Annotated in this window: 13 protein-coding genes; 9 read left to right on the top strand and 4 right to left on the bottom strand. The window is 66.6% G+C overall.

Features of this window, described 5'->3' with window-relative positions; genetic code table 11:
* Nucleotides 1–2: 2 nt before the first annotated feature.
* Nucleotides 3–1,130 carry an adenylate/guanylate cyclase domain-containing protein gene (locus WBF82_RS20800; protein ID WP_424384824.1) on the bottom strand — a complete coding sequence of 376 codons (1,128 nt, stop codon included), beginning with the start codon at nt 1,128–1,130 and terminating at the stop codon, nt 3–5.
* A gap of 40 nt (nt 1,131–1,170) precedes the next feature.
* On the opposite strand from WBF82_RS20800, the gene WBF82_RS20795 reads away from it, so the two are divergent.
* Entirely contained in the window at nt 1,171–1,665 is a 495-nt protein-coding gene (locus WBF82_RS20795; RefSeq protein ID WP_424384823.1) for a DNA-deoxyinosine glycosylase, read from the top strand.
* Here the strand turns inward: WBF82_RS20795 and WBF82_RS20790 are convergent.
* Nucleotides 1,660–3,051: an amidase gene (locus tag WBF82_RS20790; RefSeq protein ID WP_424384822.1), complete on the bottom strand. Its 1,392-nt coding sequence runs from the start codon at nt 3,049–3,051 to the stop codon at nt 1,660–1,662. The genes WBF82_RS20795 and WBF82_RS20790 overlap by 6 nt on opposite strands.
* 19 nt (nt 3,052–3,070) lie before the next feature.
* Between WBF82_RS20790 and WBF82_RS20785 the strand changes: the two genes are divergently transcribed.
* The 4 genes from WBF82_RS20785 to WBF82_RS20770 are packed head-to-tail and all read left to right on the top strand — an operon-like array spanning nt 3,071 to nt 5,569.
* Nucleotides 3,071–4,231 carry a MalY/PatB family protein gene (locus tag WBF82_RS20785; RefSeq protein WP_424384821.1) on the top strand — a complete coding sequence of 387 codons (1,161 nt, stop codon included), beginning with the start codon at nt 3,071–3,073 and terminating at the stop codon, nt 4,229–4,231.
* 4 nt (nt 4,232–4,235) lie between these two features.
* On the top strand, nt 4,236–4,664 hold the full coding sequence (locus tag WBF82_RS20780) for an HIT family protein (protein ID WP_424384820.1): 429 nt from the start codon (nt 4,236–4,238) through the stop codon (nt 4,662–4,664).
* 10 nt (nt 4,665–4,674) lie between these two features.
* Nucleotides 4,675–5,118, top strand: coding sequence for a nitroreductase family deazaflavin-dependent oxidoreductase (locus tag WBF82_RS20775; RefSeq protein WP_424384819.1), 444 nt, complete (start codon nt 4,675–4,677; stop codon nt 5,116–5,118).
* Nucleotide 5,119: 1 nt separating this feature from the next.
* The gene (locus WBF82_RS20770; protein ID WP_424384818.1) at nt 5,120–5,569 is read left to right on the top strand and encodes a nitroreductase family deazaflavin-dependent oxidoreductase; all 450 of its coding nucleotides are present in this window, start codon (nt 5,120–5,122) and stop codon (nt 5,567–5,569) included.
* Nucleotides 5,570–5,577: 8 nt separating this feature from the next.
* Here WBF82_RS20770 and WBF82_RS20765 read toward each other — a convergent pair whose 3' ends face one another.
* Both WBF82_RS20765 and WBF82_RS20760 read right to left on the bottom strand, forming a co-directional pair.
* A complete protein-coding gene (locus tag WBF82_RS20765; RefSeq protein WP_424384825.1) occupies nt 5,578–6,615 on the bottom strand; it encodes an LLM class flavin-dependent oxidoreductase in 1,038 nt (345 codons plus the stop codon).
* 20 nt (nt 6,616–6,635) lie between these two features.
* Nucleotides 6,636–7,484 (bottom strand): uracil-DNA glycosylase, encoded by an 849-nt coding sequence (locus WBF82_RS20760; RefSeq protein ID WP_424384817.1) that lies wholly within the window; start codon nt 7,482–7,484, stop codon nt 6,636–6,638.
* 77 nt (nt 7,485–7,561) lie between these two features.
* Here WBF82_RS20760 and WBF82_RS20755 point away from each other — a divergent pair, with 77 nt between their 5' ends.
* The 4 genes from WBF82_RS20755 to WBF82_RS20740 all read left to right on the top strand — a co-directional run.
* Nucleotides 7,562–8,839, top strand: coding sequence for an MFS transporter (locus WBF82_RS20755; protein ID WP_424384816.1), 1,278 nt, complete (start codon nt 7,562–7,564; stop codon nt 8,837–8,839).
* A gap of 3 nt (nt 8,840–8,842) precedes the next feature.
* Nucleotides 8,843–10,426, top strand: coding sequence for a succinic semialdehyde dehydrogenase (locus WBF82_RS20750; RefSeq protein WP_424384815.1), 1,584 nt, complete (start codon nt 8,843–8,845; stop codon nt 10,424–10,426).
* 25 nt (nt 10,427–10,451) lie between these two features.
* The gene (locus WBF82_RS20745) at nt 10,452–11,819 is read left to right on the top strand and encodes an FAD-binding oxidoreductase (RefSeq protein WP_424384814.1); all 1,368 of its coding nucleotides are present in this window, start codon (nt 10,452–10,454) and stop codon (nt 11,817–11,819) included.
* Nucleotides 11,820–11,879: 60 nt separating this feature from the next.
* Nucleotides 11,880–12,266, top strand: a 387-nt coding sequence (locus tag WBF82_RS20740) for a hypothetical protein (protein WP_424384813.1), incomplete at its 3' end; no start/stop codon positions are given.

Genomic DNA, 12,266 nt, shown 5'->3' with positions numbered 1-12,266 from the left:
CCCTATGTGCTCTCGGAGTCGCCCCGCCGGGCGCGAAAAAGCTTCACCTCACCCTTGATGCCTTTGAGATGACGCGCGCCGGCGTACGACCAGCTGAAGCCTGCGTCATCGCCGAGTTCATCGCGCGTCGATTCGGCGCCCAGCACTGCGCCGGGCCGCGCCACCGCCGTCACCCGGCTGGCCATGTTCACCGGGCTGCCGAACCAATCACCGGCCCGGCTCACCGCGGACCCCGACGCGATGCCCGCACGCAGCCGGGGGAAGTCGTTGTCGCCGTCGGTGATTTCGACGAGCTTGAGCACCGCGTCCAGCAGCGGCGCCGGGTCGGTGCAGACGAACATCACCGCGTCGCCGATCGTCTTGATGAAGCGCACAGGGGGGATCGCCACGTCGCGGGCCAGCTCGGCCAGCCGGTTGGCCAGTTGCCCCAGTTCCTCGGCCGGGACCTCCTCACCCAGCCGGGTGAAGCCGACCAAATCCGCGAACGCGACGGTGACTTGGCGTGCGCCAGCCAACGGCGTCCCGGCGGCTCGCTCGCTGGCAGTGACGGCTTCGGTCTCCATCATGTTTCTGAGCTGCATGAGCAGCATTTCCTCGATCCAAGGACCCAGCAGCGGAGCGATCTGACTGACCAGGGCATGGGACCGCTTGGCGATTTCCAGCTCGGTTGTGCCCGGTTCGGTGACCGCCGCCAGCGCCGTATAGCGCATGACCTCGGCCGCGTGCGAGAGCCCTTCGGCGAGCACGCGCACGACGAGCACCAGGTTGTCGGCATTCAGGCCGAGTTTGAAGAAGTGCCGGACTTGGGCGGCTGCCTCGGCGTCGGCGCGCATATGCACGGCCGCGTCGGGATCATCGATCCTGGCCAAACCGATGGCGCGTTGCACCCGCTGAAGTAAGTCAAGATCAATGCCGTAGGAGTCGGCAATTTCTCGCGTCGATACATAGGTACCGTCGTCGCCGATCACTCGACGGGTCGCCAGCATCAATGGTGCGGAGGTGCCCCGAACGTCCTCGGCGGTGATGCCCTGCTCGAACAACCACTCGATCAGCTCGGCGCGCTCGGCGCGTGCGCTGCCCTCCAGATCGCCCAGTAGCTCATCGATGTTCGGGTCGGGCGTGTCATCCACGTCGCCAACGTATAACGCGGCGGGGCATCATGTGAATGCGATGACCACACCGCTGCTGGACGGATTCGCCCCCGTCGTCGACGACGCCGCCGCGCTGCTGATCCTGGGATCGTTTCCCAGCGTGCAGTCGCTGGCAACCCGGCAGTACTACGGCAACCCGCGAAATGCGTTCTGGCCGATCACCGCTGCGCTGTTCGGCTTCGACGCGCGGGCAGCATACGAAACCCGGCTGGCCGCATTGCAATCCCACGGCGTGGCACTCTGGGATGTGCTGCACAGGTGTCGCCGCGCCGGCAGCGCAGACGCCAAGATCGACCCAAAGAGCTTAGTGATCAACGACTTTGGCCAATTCTTCGCCACTTACCCGCGCATCCGGCGGGTGTACTTCAATGGCCAGACCGCCGACAAGCTGTTCCGCCGACTGGTGCACCTCGACGCGCCGGTCAGCTACCAGCTGCTGCCGTCCACCAGCCCGGCGCGGGCGATGCCTGCGGGCCAGAAGCTGGACGCCTGGCGGGTGATCTCGGCGTCATGACACCGGCGGTCGCCGGTGTGCCCACGGCCGTGTCGCCTCGATCTGTGCGCCCAGCGTCACCAGCGTCGCCTCGTCGCAGGGACGGCCGACCAGCTGAACCGACAGCGGAACACCGTTGCGGTCAAGCCCCCACGGCACGGCGGCGGCCGGTTGACCGGTGAGGTTCCAGATCTCGAAGAACGGCACCCGCCTCGACACCAGCAACAAGCTCGAGATGGCGCCGCGGCGTTGGTAAGCGCCGATGCGGGATGGTCCGGTGGCGTTGCCGGGTGTGATGACGACGTCGACATCGTCGAAAATCGACTGGATCCGGGCGGCCAGCGCCGACTCGCCCGCCCGGACATTCGTCATTCGCCGATCGGAGAACAGCGACCCGATCCGCGCCATGTTGCGGGTCCGCTTTTCCAATCGGTCTTGGTGCGGCAGCGAGCGGACGTCGTTGTAAATGCCCCGGAAATAGCGCGGCAGGTAGTTAGCGTAGATCGCTGCCGGCGGGTAGTCGGGATCACGGACGACGACGTCGTGGCCAAGCTCGCGGAGCAGCGCGCCCGCCTCATCGACCGCCGCCCGTTGCTCCTTGCCGATGTTGACGACTAACGGCGGTGGAACCTTGGTGCTCAACGCAATTCGCAGCCGGCCGGGTTCGCGGACGGCGGCGCCGACGAAGCCGCCGTCCGGGGCGGGCATCGTCGTCGTCGCATCCAGAAACAACGCCGCGTCTTTCACCGACCGCGCGATCGGACCGCTGACGCTCAGCCCGCACCACGCGTCGTCGTGCGGTGCCAGCGGGACCCGGTCGCGTTGCGGCTTGATCCCGAACAGACCACACCAGCCCGACGGGATCCGGATTGAACCGCCGCCATCGGAGCCCAATGCCAGCGGGACCAGTCCGGCCGCCACCGCCGCGCCGCTGCCACCGCTGCTGCCACCCGGTGTGAGCGCGGTATCCCACGGGTTGCGGGTCGCCCCGAACGTCAATGTTTCGGTGTAGGGCAACATCATCATTTCCGGCACAGTGGTTTTGCCGATGATCACCGCGCCGGCTGCACGCAGGCGGGTGACCACCTCCGCGTCGCGGATCGCCGGCGTCGAGACAGCGCTGCTGCCATAGGTCGTGAGCTCGCCGGCGACATCGACGTCGTCTTTGATCGCGACCGGAACGCCCAGCAGCGGCAGCCGCTCGCCGGCATCGAGACGGCACTGCGCGGCCTCGGCCTCCTGGCGCGCACCGTCAGCCAGGACCACCCGAAAGCTGCGCAGCTGCGGGTCGAGCCGCGCGATCCGCTCCAGGTAGACCTCAAGCAACGCCGGCGCGGTGACCGCGCCCTCGGCCATCATCCGGGCCTGTTCGGCCGCTCCTGCGAAGGCCAGATCTCTGTCGTCCACGTCGAGGCAGACTACTGCCATGGGCGATTCGGTGTTCGATCAATTGACTCCAGAGCAACTGCGCGCGCGCAAGACGATCAAGTGGAACCATTTCGGGCCCGACGTGTTGCCGCTGTGGATCGCCGAGATGGATTTCCCCAGCGCACCGGCGGTCGTCGACGGCATCCGCGCGTGCGTCGCCGACGAGGAGTTCGGCTATCCGGCCTTCCGGGAGGACACCCTCGCCCGCGCGACCGCTGACTGGTGCCGACGGCGTTATGGCTGGCGCGTTGCGCCCGAGCAGGTTCGTGTTGTTCCCGACGTCCTGAAAGGATTGGAGGTCGTCATCAACTTCCTGACCAGAGCCGAAAGTCCGGTGGTCCTGCCCGTTCCCGCATACATGCCGTTCTTCGACGTCCTGCGGATCACCGGTCGCCAACGGGTGGAAATCCCTATGCTGCAAGATGATTCGGGTCGCTACGTGATGGACCTGGAGGCGCTCGACGAGGCATTCGCCGGCGGGGCCGGCTCGTTGATCCTGTGCAATCCGAACAACCCGCTGGGCACGGCATACCGCCAGGACGAGTTACGGGCGATCGTGGACATCGCCGCTCGGCACCATGCACGGGTCATCGCCGACGAGATTCACGGGCCGCTGGTGTTTGGGCGCCCCCACGTCGCCGCGGCCTCGGTGTCCGACACGGCCGCGCACACCGTCATCACCCTGATGTCGGCGTCCAAGGGTTGGAACCTGCCGGGCCTGATTTGCGCACAGGTCATCCTGTCCGACGAGCGGGACATCCGCGACTGGGAATTCATCAACAAGCTGCACAAGATGGGTGTGTCCACTATCGGTATTCGCGCCAACATCGCCGCCTACACCCACGGGGCCGACTGGCTCGATGAACTGCTCGGCTATCTGCAGGCCAACCGGGATCATCTGGCCGCGGCGCTGCCGGCGTCGAGTCCGGGCGTGCGGGTCAATACCCCGGAAGCGACGTATATGTCGTGGGTGGATTTCCGGGCGCTCAACCTGCCGGCCGAGCCCGCGGATCACCTGCTGTCGAAGGCCAAGGTGGCGCTCAGCCCGGGTATCCCGTTCGGCGCGACGGTGGGCTCGGGTTACGCCAGGCTGAACTTCGCCACTACTCGTGCGGTCCTCGACCGCGCGATCGAGGCGATCGCTGCCGCGCTACCGTGACGGGATGTCGTGTGTGTTCTGTGCGGTAGTCGCCGGCGAGGCCCCGGCCATCCGCATCTACGAGGATGGCGGCTACCTGGCCATTCTCGACATCCGCCCGTTCACCCGGGGCCACACGCTGGTGGTGCCGAAAAAGCACACGGTCGATCTGACCGATACCCCGCCGCAGACACTGGCCGACATGGTGACGATCGGACAGCGGATCGCCAAGGCGGCGCGGTCGACAGAGCTGGCCGACGCTACCAACGTCGGGATCAACGACGGGCCCGCCGCCTTCCAGTCGGTGTCGCACATTCACCTGCATGTGCTGCCGCGGCGCAACGGCGACAAACTGTCGGTCGCCAAGGGTCTGCTGCTGCGCCGGGACCCCGACCGTGAAGCGACCGGTCAGATCCTGCGCGACGCGTTGGCGCTGATCGACGGCGAGCGGTAATACTGGGCGAATGGCTTCCTGGCTAGAAGAGAATTTGCTGCCAACCGTGTTGCGCATACACGACACGGTCTACCAAAAGACGAACGGCTGGATCGGGCATCGGACGCTGGGGATTCCCAGCCTGCTGCTGCACACTGTCGGCGCCAAGACCCGTGCGGCCCGCACCGCGTCGCTGACCTATGCCCGCGACGGCGCCAACTATTTGATCGTCGCTTCCAAGGGCGGCGATCCGAAGGCGCCCGGCTGGTATCACAACCTGAAAGCCAACCCGAACGTCGAAATCAACGTCGGACCAAAGCGTTTCGGGGTCACAGCAAAACCCGTGCTGCCCGATGACGCGGACTATGGTCGGCTGTGGCAGGTCGTCAACAAGAACAACGGCGATCGGTACACGGCTTACCAAAAGAAGACGTCGCGACCAATTCCCGTCGTAGTCCTGACGCCGCGAGGCTGACATGGACATAGCCCTGTGGATTGAGCAAAACATTGGCGCGCCGCTGTTGGGCCTGCACGACAAGCTCTATCAACGCACCAATGGCCGGATCGGGCACCGCATCCCCTTCGGGCCGGTCAATTTGCTGCTGCACACGGTCGGCGCCAAGACCGGCAAGGCGCGGACAAACACCCTCACTTACGCGCGAGACGGCGACGCGTACCTCGTCGTGGCGTCCAAGGGTGGCGACCCGAAGGCGCCCGGGTGGTATCACAACCTGAAAGCCAACCCAAACGTCGAAATCAACGTGGGGCCAAAGCGTTTCGGCGTCACGGCCAAACCCGTGCTGCCCGATGACCCGGACTACGCCCGCCTATGGCAGATCGTCAACAAGAACAACGCAAACCGCTACGAGGGCTACCAGAAGCGGACGTCGCGACCGATCCCGGTGATCGCGCTGACGCCGCGCTAGCTGACCCGTTAGAACAGCTCTTTGGCCAGCAGCTCCAACGTGGTCTCCCGGCCTGGAGCGGAGGCCGGGTCGGTGCCGCGGTGTGCCGATGCGACCGGATGCACCATCACCTCGTCGACGTCGAACCGTTTCGCAAGCGCATGTAGTTGTTCGGCGGCCTCGGCGGGCGTGCCGAGGACAGCGCGATCGAGTCCGCTGCGGACGATGCGCTGCTGCTCGGGTGTCAGCTCTGCACCGCGGGCGTCCTCGACAAGTTCTAGCGGTCCCAGCGGTTGCCCGGTCCGCAGCCGGGCCATCATGTGAAGGTTTGGCAGCATCAAAGCCATTGCCTCATCGTGGGTTTCGGCCACCGCCGCGTTGACGGTCAGGAAGGTCAGCGGCTCGGCCGCCAGTTCGCTGGACACGAATTGCGACCGGTAGAGCGCCAGTGCCTCCTCGGTTCCTTTGCCCGAGAAATGGTGGGCGAACACGTAGGGCAGGCCCTTGGCCGCGGCCAGCCGTGCCGAATACAGCGACGAGCCGAGTAGCCACAGCCGCGGCTCGCTCGCAGCGGCCGGAGTGGCCTTGAGCATGTAGTCGCCGTCGCGCAACTGCACGGCCACCCCGCGGGCGCTCATCATCGCTCGCACGTGGTCGAGATAGTCCGGGAACTGATCGATGTCGCGGTCGTCTCGTCCGGCGGCGCCGCGCAACAAGATCGACGTCACCGGATCCGAGCCGGGCGCCCGGCCGATGCCGAGGTCGATGCGGCCAGGAGCGGCCGCCTCCAGCAGCGCGAACTGCTCGGCCACCGCCAGCGGCGCGTGATTGGGCAACATCACGCCACCCGATCCCAATCTCAGCTGCGACGTCTGGGCCGCCAGATAGGCGATCAGCACCGGCGGGCTGGTCGCGCCAACCGACGGCATGTTGTGGTGCTCGGCAACCCAGTAACGGGTGAAGCCCAGCCGGTCGGCGGTCTGCGCCAGGCGCACGGTGGCCGCCAGCGCATCCGAGGTGGTTTGGTCGGTGCGCACCGGCACGAGGTCGAGCACAGAAAGGCGCATGACAGCGTCAACGTCGGCGCTCAACGGGATAGTCCTGCGAGCGTCGCGGCCCGGCCGAAGACGTCGTCGAGCATCTGCGTGGTCAGCTTTCCGGTGAAGGTGTTCTGCTGGCTGGGGTGATAGCAGCCCAGCAGCACCACGTCGCCGTGGCCGGCAACCAGGGTCGCGGTGGCGCCATGGCCGAATTTCGGTTGCGGACGCGGAACCTGGCCGCCTGCGGACCGGACCATGTCCAACGCTGAGCGCCAGCCGAATCCGCCCAGCGCCACGATGACGCGGACGTCGCCGCCGGTCAGCCGCCACTCGGCGGTCAGCCAGGGCGCACAGGTCGCTCGCTCGGCGGGCGTCGGCGCGTTGTCCGGCGGCGCACATCGCACAGCGGCGACAACCCGGGTGCCATTCAGCGCCAGGCCGTCGGCGGCGTCGATGCTGATTGGCGAATTCGCCAGGCCGGCCCGGTGCATGGCCGCGTACAGCACATCTCCGGACCGGTCGCCGGTGAAGACCCGACCGGTCCGGTTGGCGCCGTTCGCGGCCGGGGCCAGCCCGACGATCATCAGCCGTGGCCGCTCGGCGCCCCACCCCGGCACCGGTCGCCCCCAATATGGCTCGTCGGCAAACGAACGTCGTTTGGTCAGTGCGACCTGCTCTCGCCACTGCACCAATCGCGGGCAGGCTCGGCACACCGAAATCTCGGCATCCAGCTGTGCCGGGGATTCGACGGCCAGAGCCATCGCGGCCACCTGCGTCTGCGTGGTCGCCACCGCGGTGCGGGCGGTCGCCGGATCGCCGGGCCAGCCGGTACCGGGCGGCACCGGGGAGTCAAAGAAAGCACCGGTCCGTGGATGGGCGAGTTGGGCAAGGCTCACCGCTCTACTGTGCCTGACTGGCGAAAATCGTTGGCCTACCGGGCGCGGCCGCTGCTAGATTGCGACCCCGAACTGCCATGTCCACAACATCGCGATCGTCCCGTCGGTCTATTTATCTAATCCTGTTCGCTGCCTTGGCCGCCGCCGCCGGCAACGGCATCTCGCTGATCGCGTTTCCCTGGCTGGTGTTGCAGCACAACGGCAGCGCCTCCGACGCCTCGATCGTCGCCGGCGCAGCCTCGTTGCCGCTGCTCTTTTCCACCCTGATCGCCGGAACAGCGGTGGATTACCTTGGCAGACGGCGTGTTTCGCTTATCTCCGATGCCCTGTCGGGGGCCACCGTGGCAGCCGTTCCGGTACTGGCACTGATGTTCGGACGCGGCACCGTTACCGTCGGCGTACTCGCGGTCCTCGCCGCGTTGGGTGCGCTGTTCGATCCCGCGGGCATCACGGCGCGCGAATCGATGTTGCCCGAGGCCGCCACAGCTGCCGGGTGGACTCTTGACCGCACCAACGGCTTTTACGAAGCCATTTTCAACGTCGCCTACATCGTCGGCCCCGGGCTGGGCGGACTGCTGATCGGCACCATCGGCGGCATCAGCACCATGTGGGTCACCGCCGCCGCGTTCGGGGTATCCATCGTCGCGATCAGCGCGCTACGGTTGCCCGGCGCCGGCACGCCACCGGTCGAAGCCCGACCCGACGGCCCGTGGTCCGGGATGCTTGACGGGCTGCGGTTCGTGTGGAATCTGCGGGTGCTGCGCACGCTGGCAATGATCGACTTGGCGATGACCGCCTCGTATCTGCCCTTGGAAAGCGTGCTGTTTCCCAAGTACTTCACCGACCACCATCAGCCTGCGCATTTGGGGTGGGTGCTGGTGGCCTTGAGCATCGGCGGATTGGCCGGCGCGCTGGCGTACCCGTCACTGGTCCGCCGCCTGAGCAGGCGGTGGACGCTGTTGACGGCCACGTTGACGCTGGGCGTGTGCACCGCGCTGATATCGACGCTCCCGCCGTTGCCGGTGATCCTGCTGCTCTGCGGACTCATCGGGCTGGTCTACGGGCCGATCGCCCCGATCTACAACTACGCCATGCAGTCCAAGTCGCCGCCGCAGCTGCGTGGGCGGGTTGTCGGTGTGATGACGTCGCTGGCATTTGCCGCCGGGCCACTGGGCTTCATGCTGGCCGGGCCGCTGACCGATGCCGCCGGGCTTCGGACGACGTTCCTGGTACTGGCGATTCCGATGGTCGCCATCGGGCTGGTCTCGCTTCGACTTTCCTCGTTGCGGCAGTTGGACGAGTTTCAGCCAAGCCAGCCGGGGCTAGTCATCGACGATGCTGTGGAAGAGGATTGATCGATGAACGCACTTCGCTCGCCGGCGCGGTCGGCGCCCGCCCACGACGTCGGACGGCTGCTCGAGACGTTGGCGAACCGGGTCGATGCCGCCGACCGGAGCCGACACCGGGAGATTACCAACGCGATGACCGGCGAGCCGCTGGGCCGTGTGCCGCACTGCTCGGCGGCCGATGTGGTGGACGCGGCGCGTCGCGCCCGTGCCGTGCAGTCCGACTGGGCGGCACGCCCGATATCCGAGCGCGCGGCAGTGCTGATGCGTTTCCACGACCTCGTGCTGCGCCGCCAGGACCAAGTGCTCGACCTGATTCAGCTGGAGAACGGCAAGGCGCGTCGCCACGCATTCGAGGAAGTGCTCGACGTCTGCATTACCGCGCGCTACTACGCGAACACCGCGAACGACTACCTGCGCCCCAAGCGCCGCCAAGGGGTGCAGTTGGTGCTCACCGAGGTCTGGGAGCACCACCACCCGAAGGGATTGGTCGGCATCATCTCGCCGTGGAACTATCCGTTGACGCTTGGCATCAGCGATGCGATCCCGGCAATCGTCGCCGGCAATGCCGTGGTGACCAAACCCGATGACCGGACACCGTTTTCGGCGCTGTGGGCTGTCCAGCTGCTCGAGGAGGCGGGGATGCCGGCGGGTTTGGTGCAAGTGGTCACCGGTCCGGGATCAGAGCTGGGCACACCGATCATCGAGCAGTCCGATTTTCTGATGTTCACCGGTTCCACAGACGTAGGCCGCAACGTGGCCAAGCAAGCCGCCGAGCGGCTGATCGAGTGCTCGATGGAGCTGGGCGGCAAAAACGCGCTGCTGGTTCTCGACGACGCCGATCCCGCCAAAGCCGCATCGGGTGCGGCGCGCGCAGCGTTCTCCAACGCAGGGCAGTTGTGCATTTCCGTCGAACGCATCTACGTGTCGCGGTCATCGTGGGATGCGTTCGTCGACCAATTCGTCGCGGCAACCAAATCGTTGACGCTGTCGGCCGCGCTGGACTATTCCGCGCGGATGGGTTCACTGATCAGTGCCAAACAGCTGCAAACGGTTGTTGAGCACGTCGACGACGCGGTAAGCAAGGGCGCGACGGTGCTGGCCGGCGGACGGGCGCGCCCGGACATCGGGCCGTACTTCTACGAACCCACGATTCTCACCGATGTGCGCGCAGGCATGACCGCGTTCGCCGACGAGACGTTCGGACCGGTGGTATCGCTCTATCCGGTCGACAACGAGCAAGAGGCCATCGAGAAAGCCAACGACAGCTCCTACGGATTGAATTTCGCGGTGTGGACCAGCGACCCGGCCCGGGGGCGGCGGGTCGCCGCGCAACTGCAAGCCGGCACGGTCAACGTCAACGGTGCCTACGCCGCGGCCTGGGCATCGGTCGACGCGCCGATGGGCGGCATGAAGAACTCCGGTATGGGGCGGCGCCACGGCGAGCACGGCATCCTCAAATACACCGAGTCGCAAACGATTGCGACCGAGCGTCTGCTGCCGGTGGGAGCGCCCAACGGCGTTCGCGGTGACGTCTATGCGCGGGTGATGACGACCGGCCTGCGCCTGCTGCGCCGCCTACCGGGAGTCAAATAGCACTGCCTCTCCTAGGATCGCCTGCATGGGCGCGGATGTGCTGGCCGGCCTGATCGCCGAGCTACCCGAGGGGATGGTCGTCACCGACCCCGCGGTGACTGAGTCGTATCGACAAGACCGTGCCTTCGACCCGTCCGCGGGAAAGCCGATCGCCGTGGTGCGCCCGCGCCGTACCGAGGAAGTGCAGACCATCATCCGGTGGGCCAGCGCTCATCACATCCCGGTAGTGACCCGCGGCGCGGGGACAGGGCTGTCCGGGGGCGCCACCGCAGTGGACGGCGGAATCGTCTTGTCCACCGAGAAGATGCGCGACATCACCGTCGACCCGGTCACCCGCACCGCGGTGTGCCAACCCGGACTGCTCAACGCCGAGGTGAAAAAGACGGTCGGGGAGTATGGGCTGTGGTACCCGCCTGACCCGTCGTCGTACGAGATCTGCAGCATCGGCGGCAACATCGCAACCAATGCCGGCGGACTGTGCTGCGTGAAATACGGCGTCACCACCGACTACGTGCTCGGCGTGCAGGTGGTGCTGGCCGACGGCACCGCGGTCCGGCTCGGCGGACCGCGGCTCAAAGACGTGGCCGGGCTGAGCCTGACCAAGCTGTTCGTGGGCAGCGAAGGCGCGCTGGGCGTGATCACTGAGGTCACGTTGCGACTGGTGCCGCCGCAGCAGCCGTTGAGCACCGTGGTCGCCAATTTCGCGTCGGTACAAGCCGCGGCCGAAGCGGTGCTGGCGGTGACCGCACGGCTGCGCCCGGCGATGTTGGAGTTCATGGACTCGGTCGCGATCAACGCCGTCGAGGACAAGCTGCGTATGGGGCTGGACCGCGGCGCCGCCGCACTGCTCTTGGGCGCATCCGACGAACGGGGCAACGGCGGGACCGAAGACGCCGAATTCATGGCCGGGGTGTTCACCGAATACGGTGCGACCGAAGTATTTTCGACCTCGGATCCAGAAGAGGGCGAGGCGTTCGTCGCTGCCCGCCGGTTCGCGATTCCGGCGGTCGAGGAGAAGGGCCCGCTGCTACTCGAAGACGTCGGCGTGCCACTGCCCGCGCTGGCCGATCTGGTGTCGGGGATCGCTCGCATTGCCGCCCAACGCGAGCTGATGATCTCGGTGATCGCCCACGCCGGCGACGGCAACACCCATCCACTGATCGTTTACGATCCCGCGGACCCAGTGATGAGCGAGCATGCCGAGCTGGCATACGGCGAGATCATGGACCTTGCCTTGCATCTAGGCGGCACGATCACCGGCGAACACGGCGTCGGCCGGCTGAAGCGCCCCTGGCTGGCCGGCTACCTCGGACCTGAGGCGATGGCGCTGAATCGCCGCATCAAAGAGGCGTTGGACCCGCTCGGCATCCTGAACCCCGGCGCGGGCGTCTGATCCGCGCCGGGTGATGGTCGACGCGCGTTTTCGCGGCAGCGCTGCGGGTAACCTCCCGGGGTGCGGACGGAATCTGTAATTGCTGCAGCCGCGGTCGCGGTGGTCATTGCCGCATGTCCATGTCCCACCGGTTCGGCTGAACCCACGTCCGAGAGTCCACCGTTCCCGATCGGTCAGATGGGCGTGCCCGTGCATGCGCGGGCGGCCGACGGCGCGACCGCCGACATCATTGTCGACAGTGCAACATGGTTACCGCCGGGGTGCACCACTCATTTTGCGATTCCGACGTATGGCTCCGCATGCACCGTGGTGGAACTGACTATCACCGGGACGTCCGAGCGGTTCTTCGAGTTCAACTACGTCAATATATTTGCCGGATACGGCGGCGGCAATCAGCCATGGACCCATCCCGACGATGCACCCCAGCCTGCAACGTTGGCGGTCGAC

This window comes from Mycobacterium sp., assembly GCF_049673265.1.
In the GTDB taxonomy this organism is placed as follows: Bacteria; Actinomycetota; Actinomycetes; order Mycobacteriales; family Mycobacteriaceae; genus Mycobacterium.
This window is presented reverse-complemented; position numbering and strand designations above follow the sequence as displayed.

Coding starts and splice junctions, on each gene's coding strand:
- WBF82_RS20795 (WP_424384823.1), top strand. CDS start 1,171: ATGACCACACCGCTGCTGGACGGATTCGCCCCCGTCGTCGACGACGCC.
- WBF82_RS20785 (WP_424384821.1), top strand. CDS start 3,071: ATGGGCGATTCGGTGTTCGATCAATTGACTCCAGAGCAACTGCGCGCG.
- WBF82_RS20780 (WP_424384820.1), top strand. CDS start 4,236: ATGTCGTGTGTGTTCTGTGCGGTAGTCGCCGGCGAGGCCCCGGCCATC.
- WBF82_RS20775 (WP_424384819.1), top strand. CDS start 4,675: ATGGCTTCCTGGCTAGAAGAGAATTTGCTGCCAACCGTGTTGCGCATA.
- WBF82_RS20770 (WP_424384818.1), top strand. CDS start 5,120: ATGGACATAGCCCTGTGGATTGAGCAAAACATTGGCGCGCCGCTGTTG.
- WBF82_RS20765 (WP_424384825.1), bottom strand. CDS start 6,615: ATGCGCCTTTCTGTGCTCGACCTCGTGCCGGTGCGCACCGACCAAACC.
- WBF82_RS20755 (WP_424384816.1), top strand. CDS start 7,562: ATGTCCACAACATCGCGATCGTCCCGTCGGTCTATTTATCTAATCCTG.
- WBF82_RS20750 (WP_424384815.1), top strand. CDS start 8,843: ATGAACGCACTTCGCTCGCCGGCGCGGTCGGCGCCCGCCCACGACGTC.
- WBF82_RS20745 (WP_424384814.1), top strand. CDS start 10,452: ATGGGCGCGGATGTGCTGGCCGGCCTGATCGCCGAGCTACCCGAGGGG.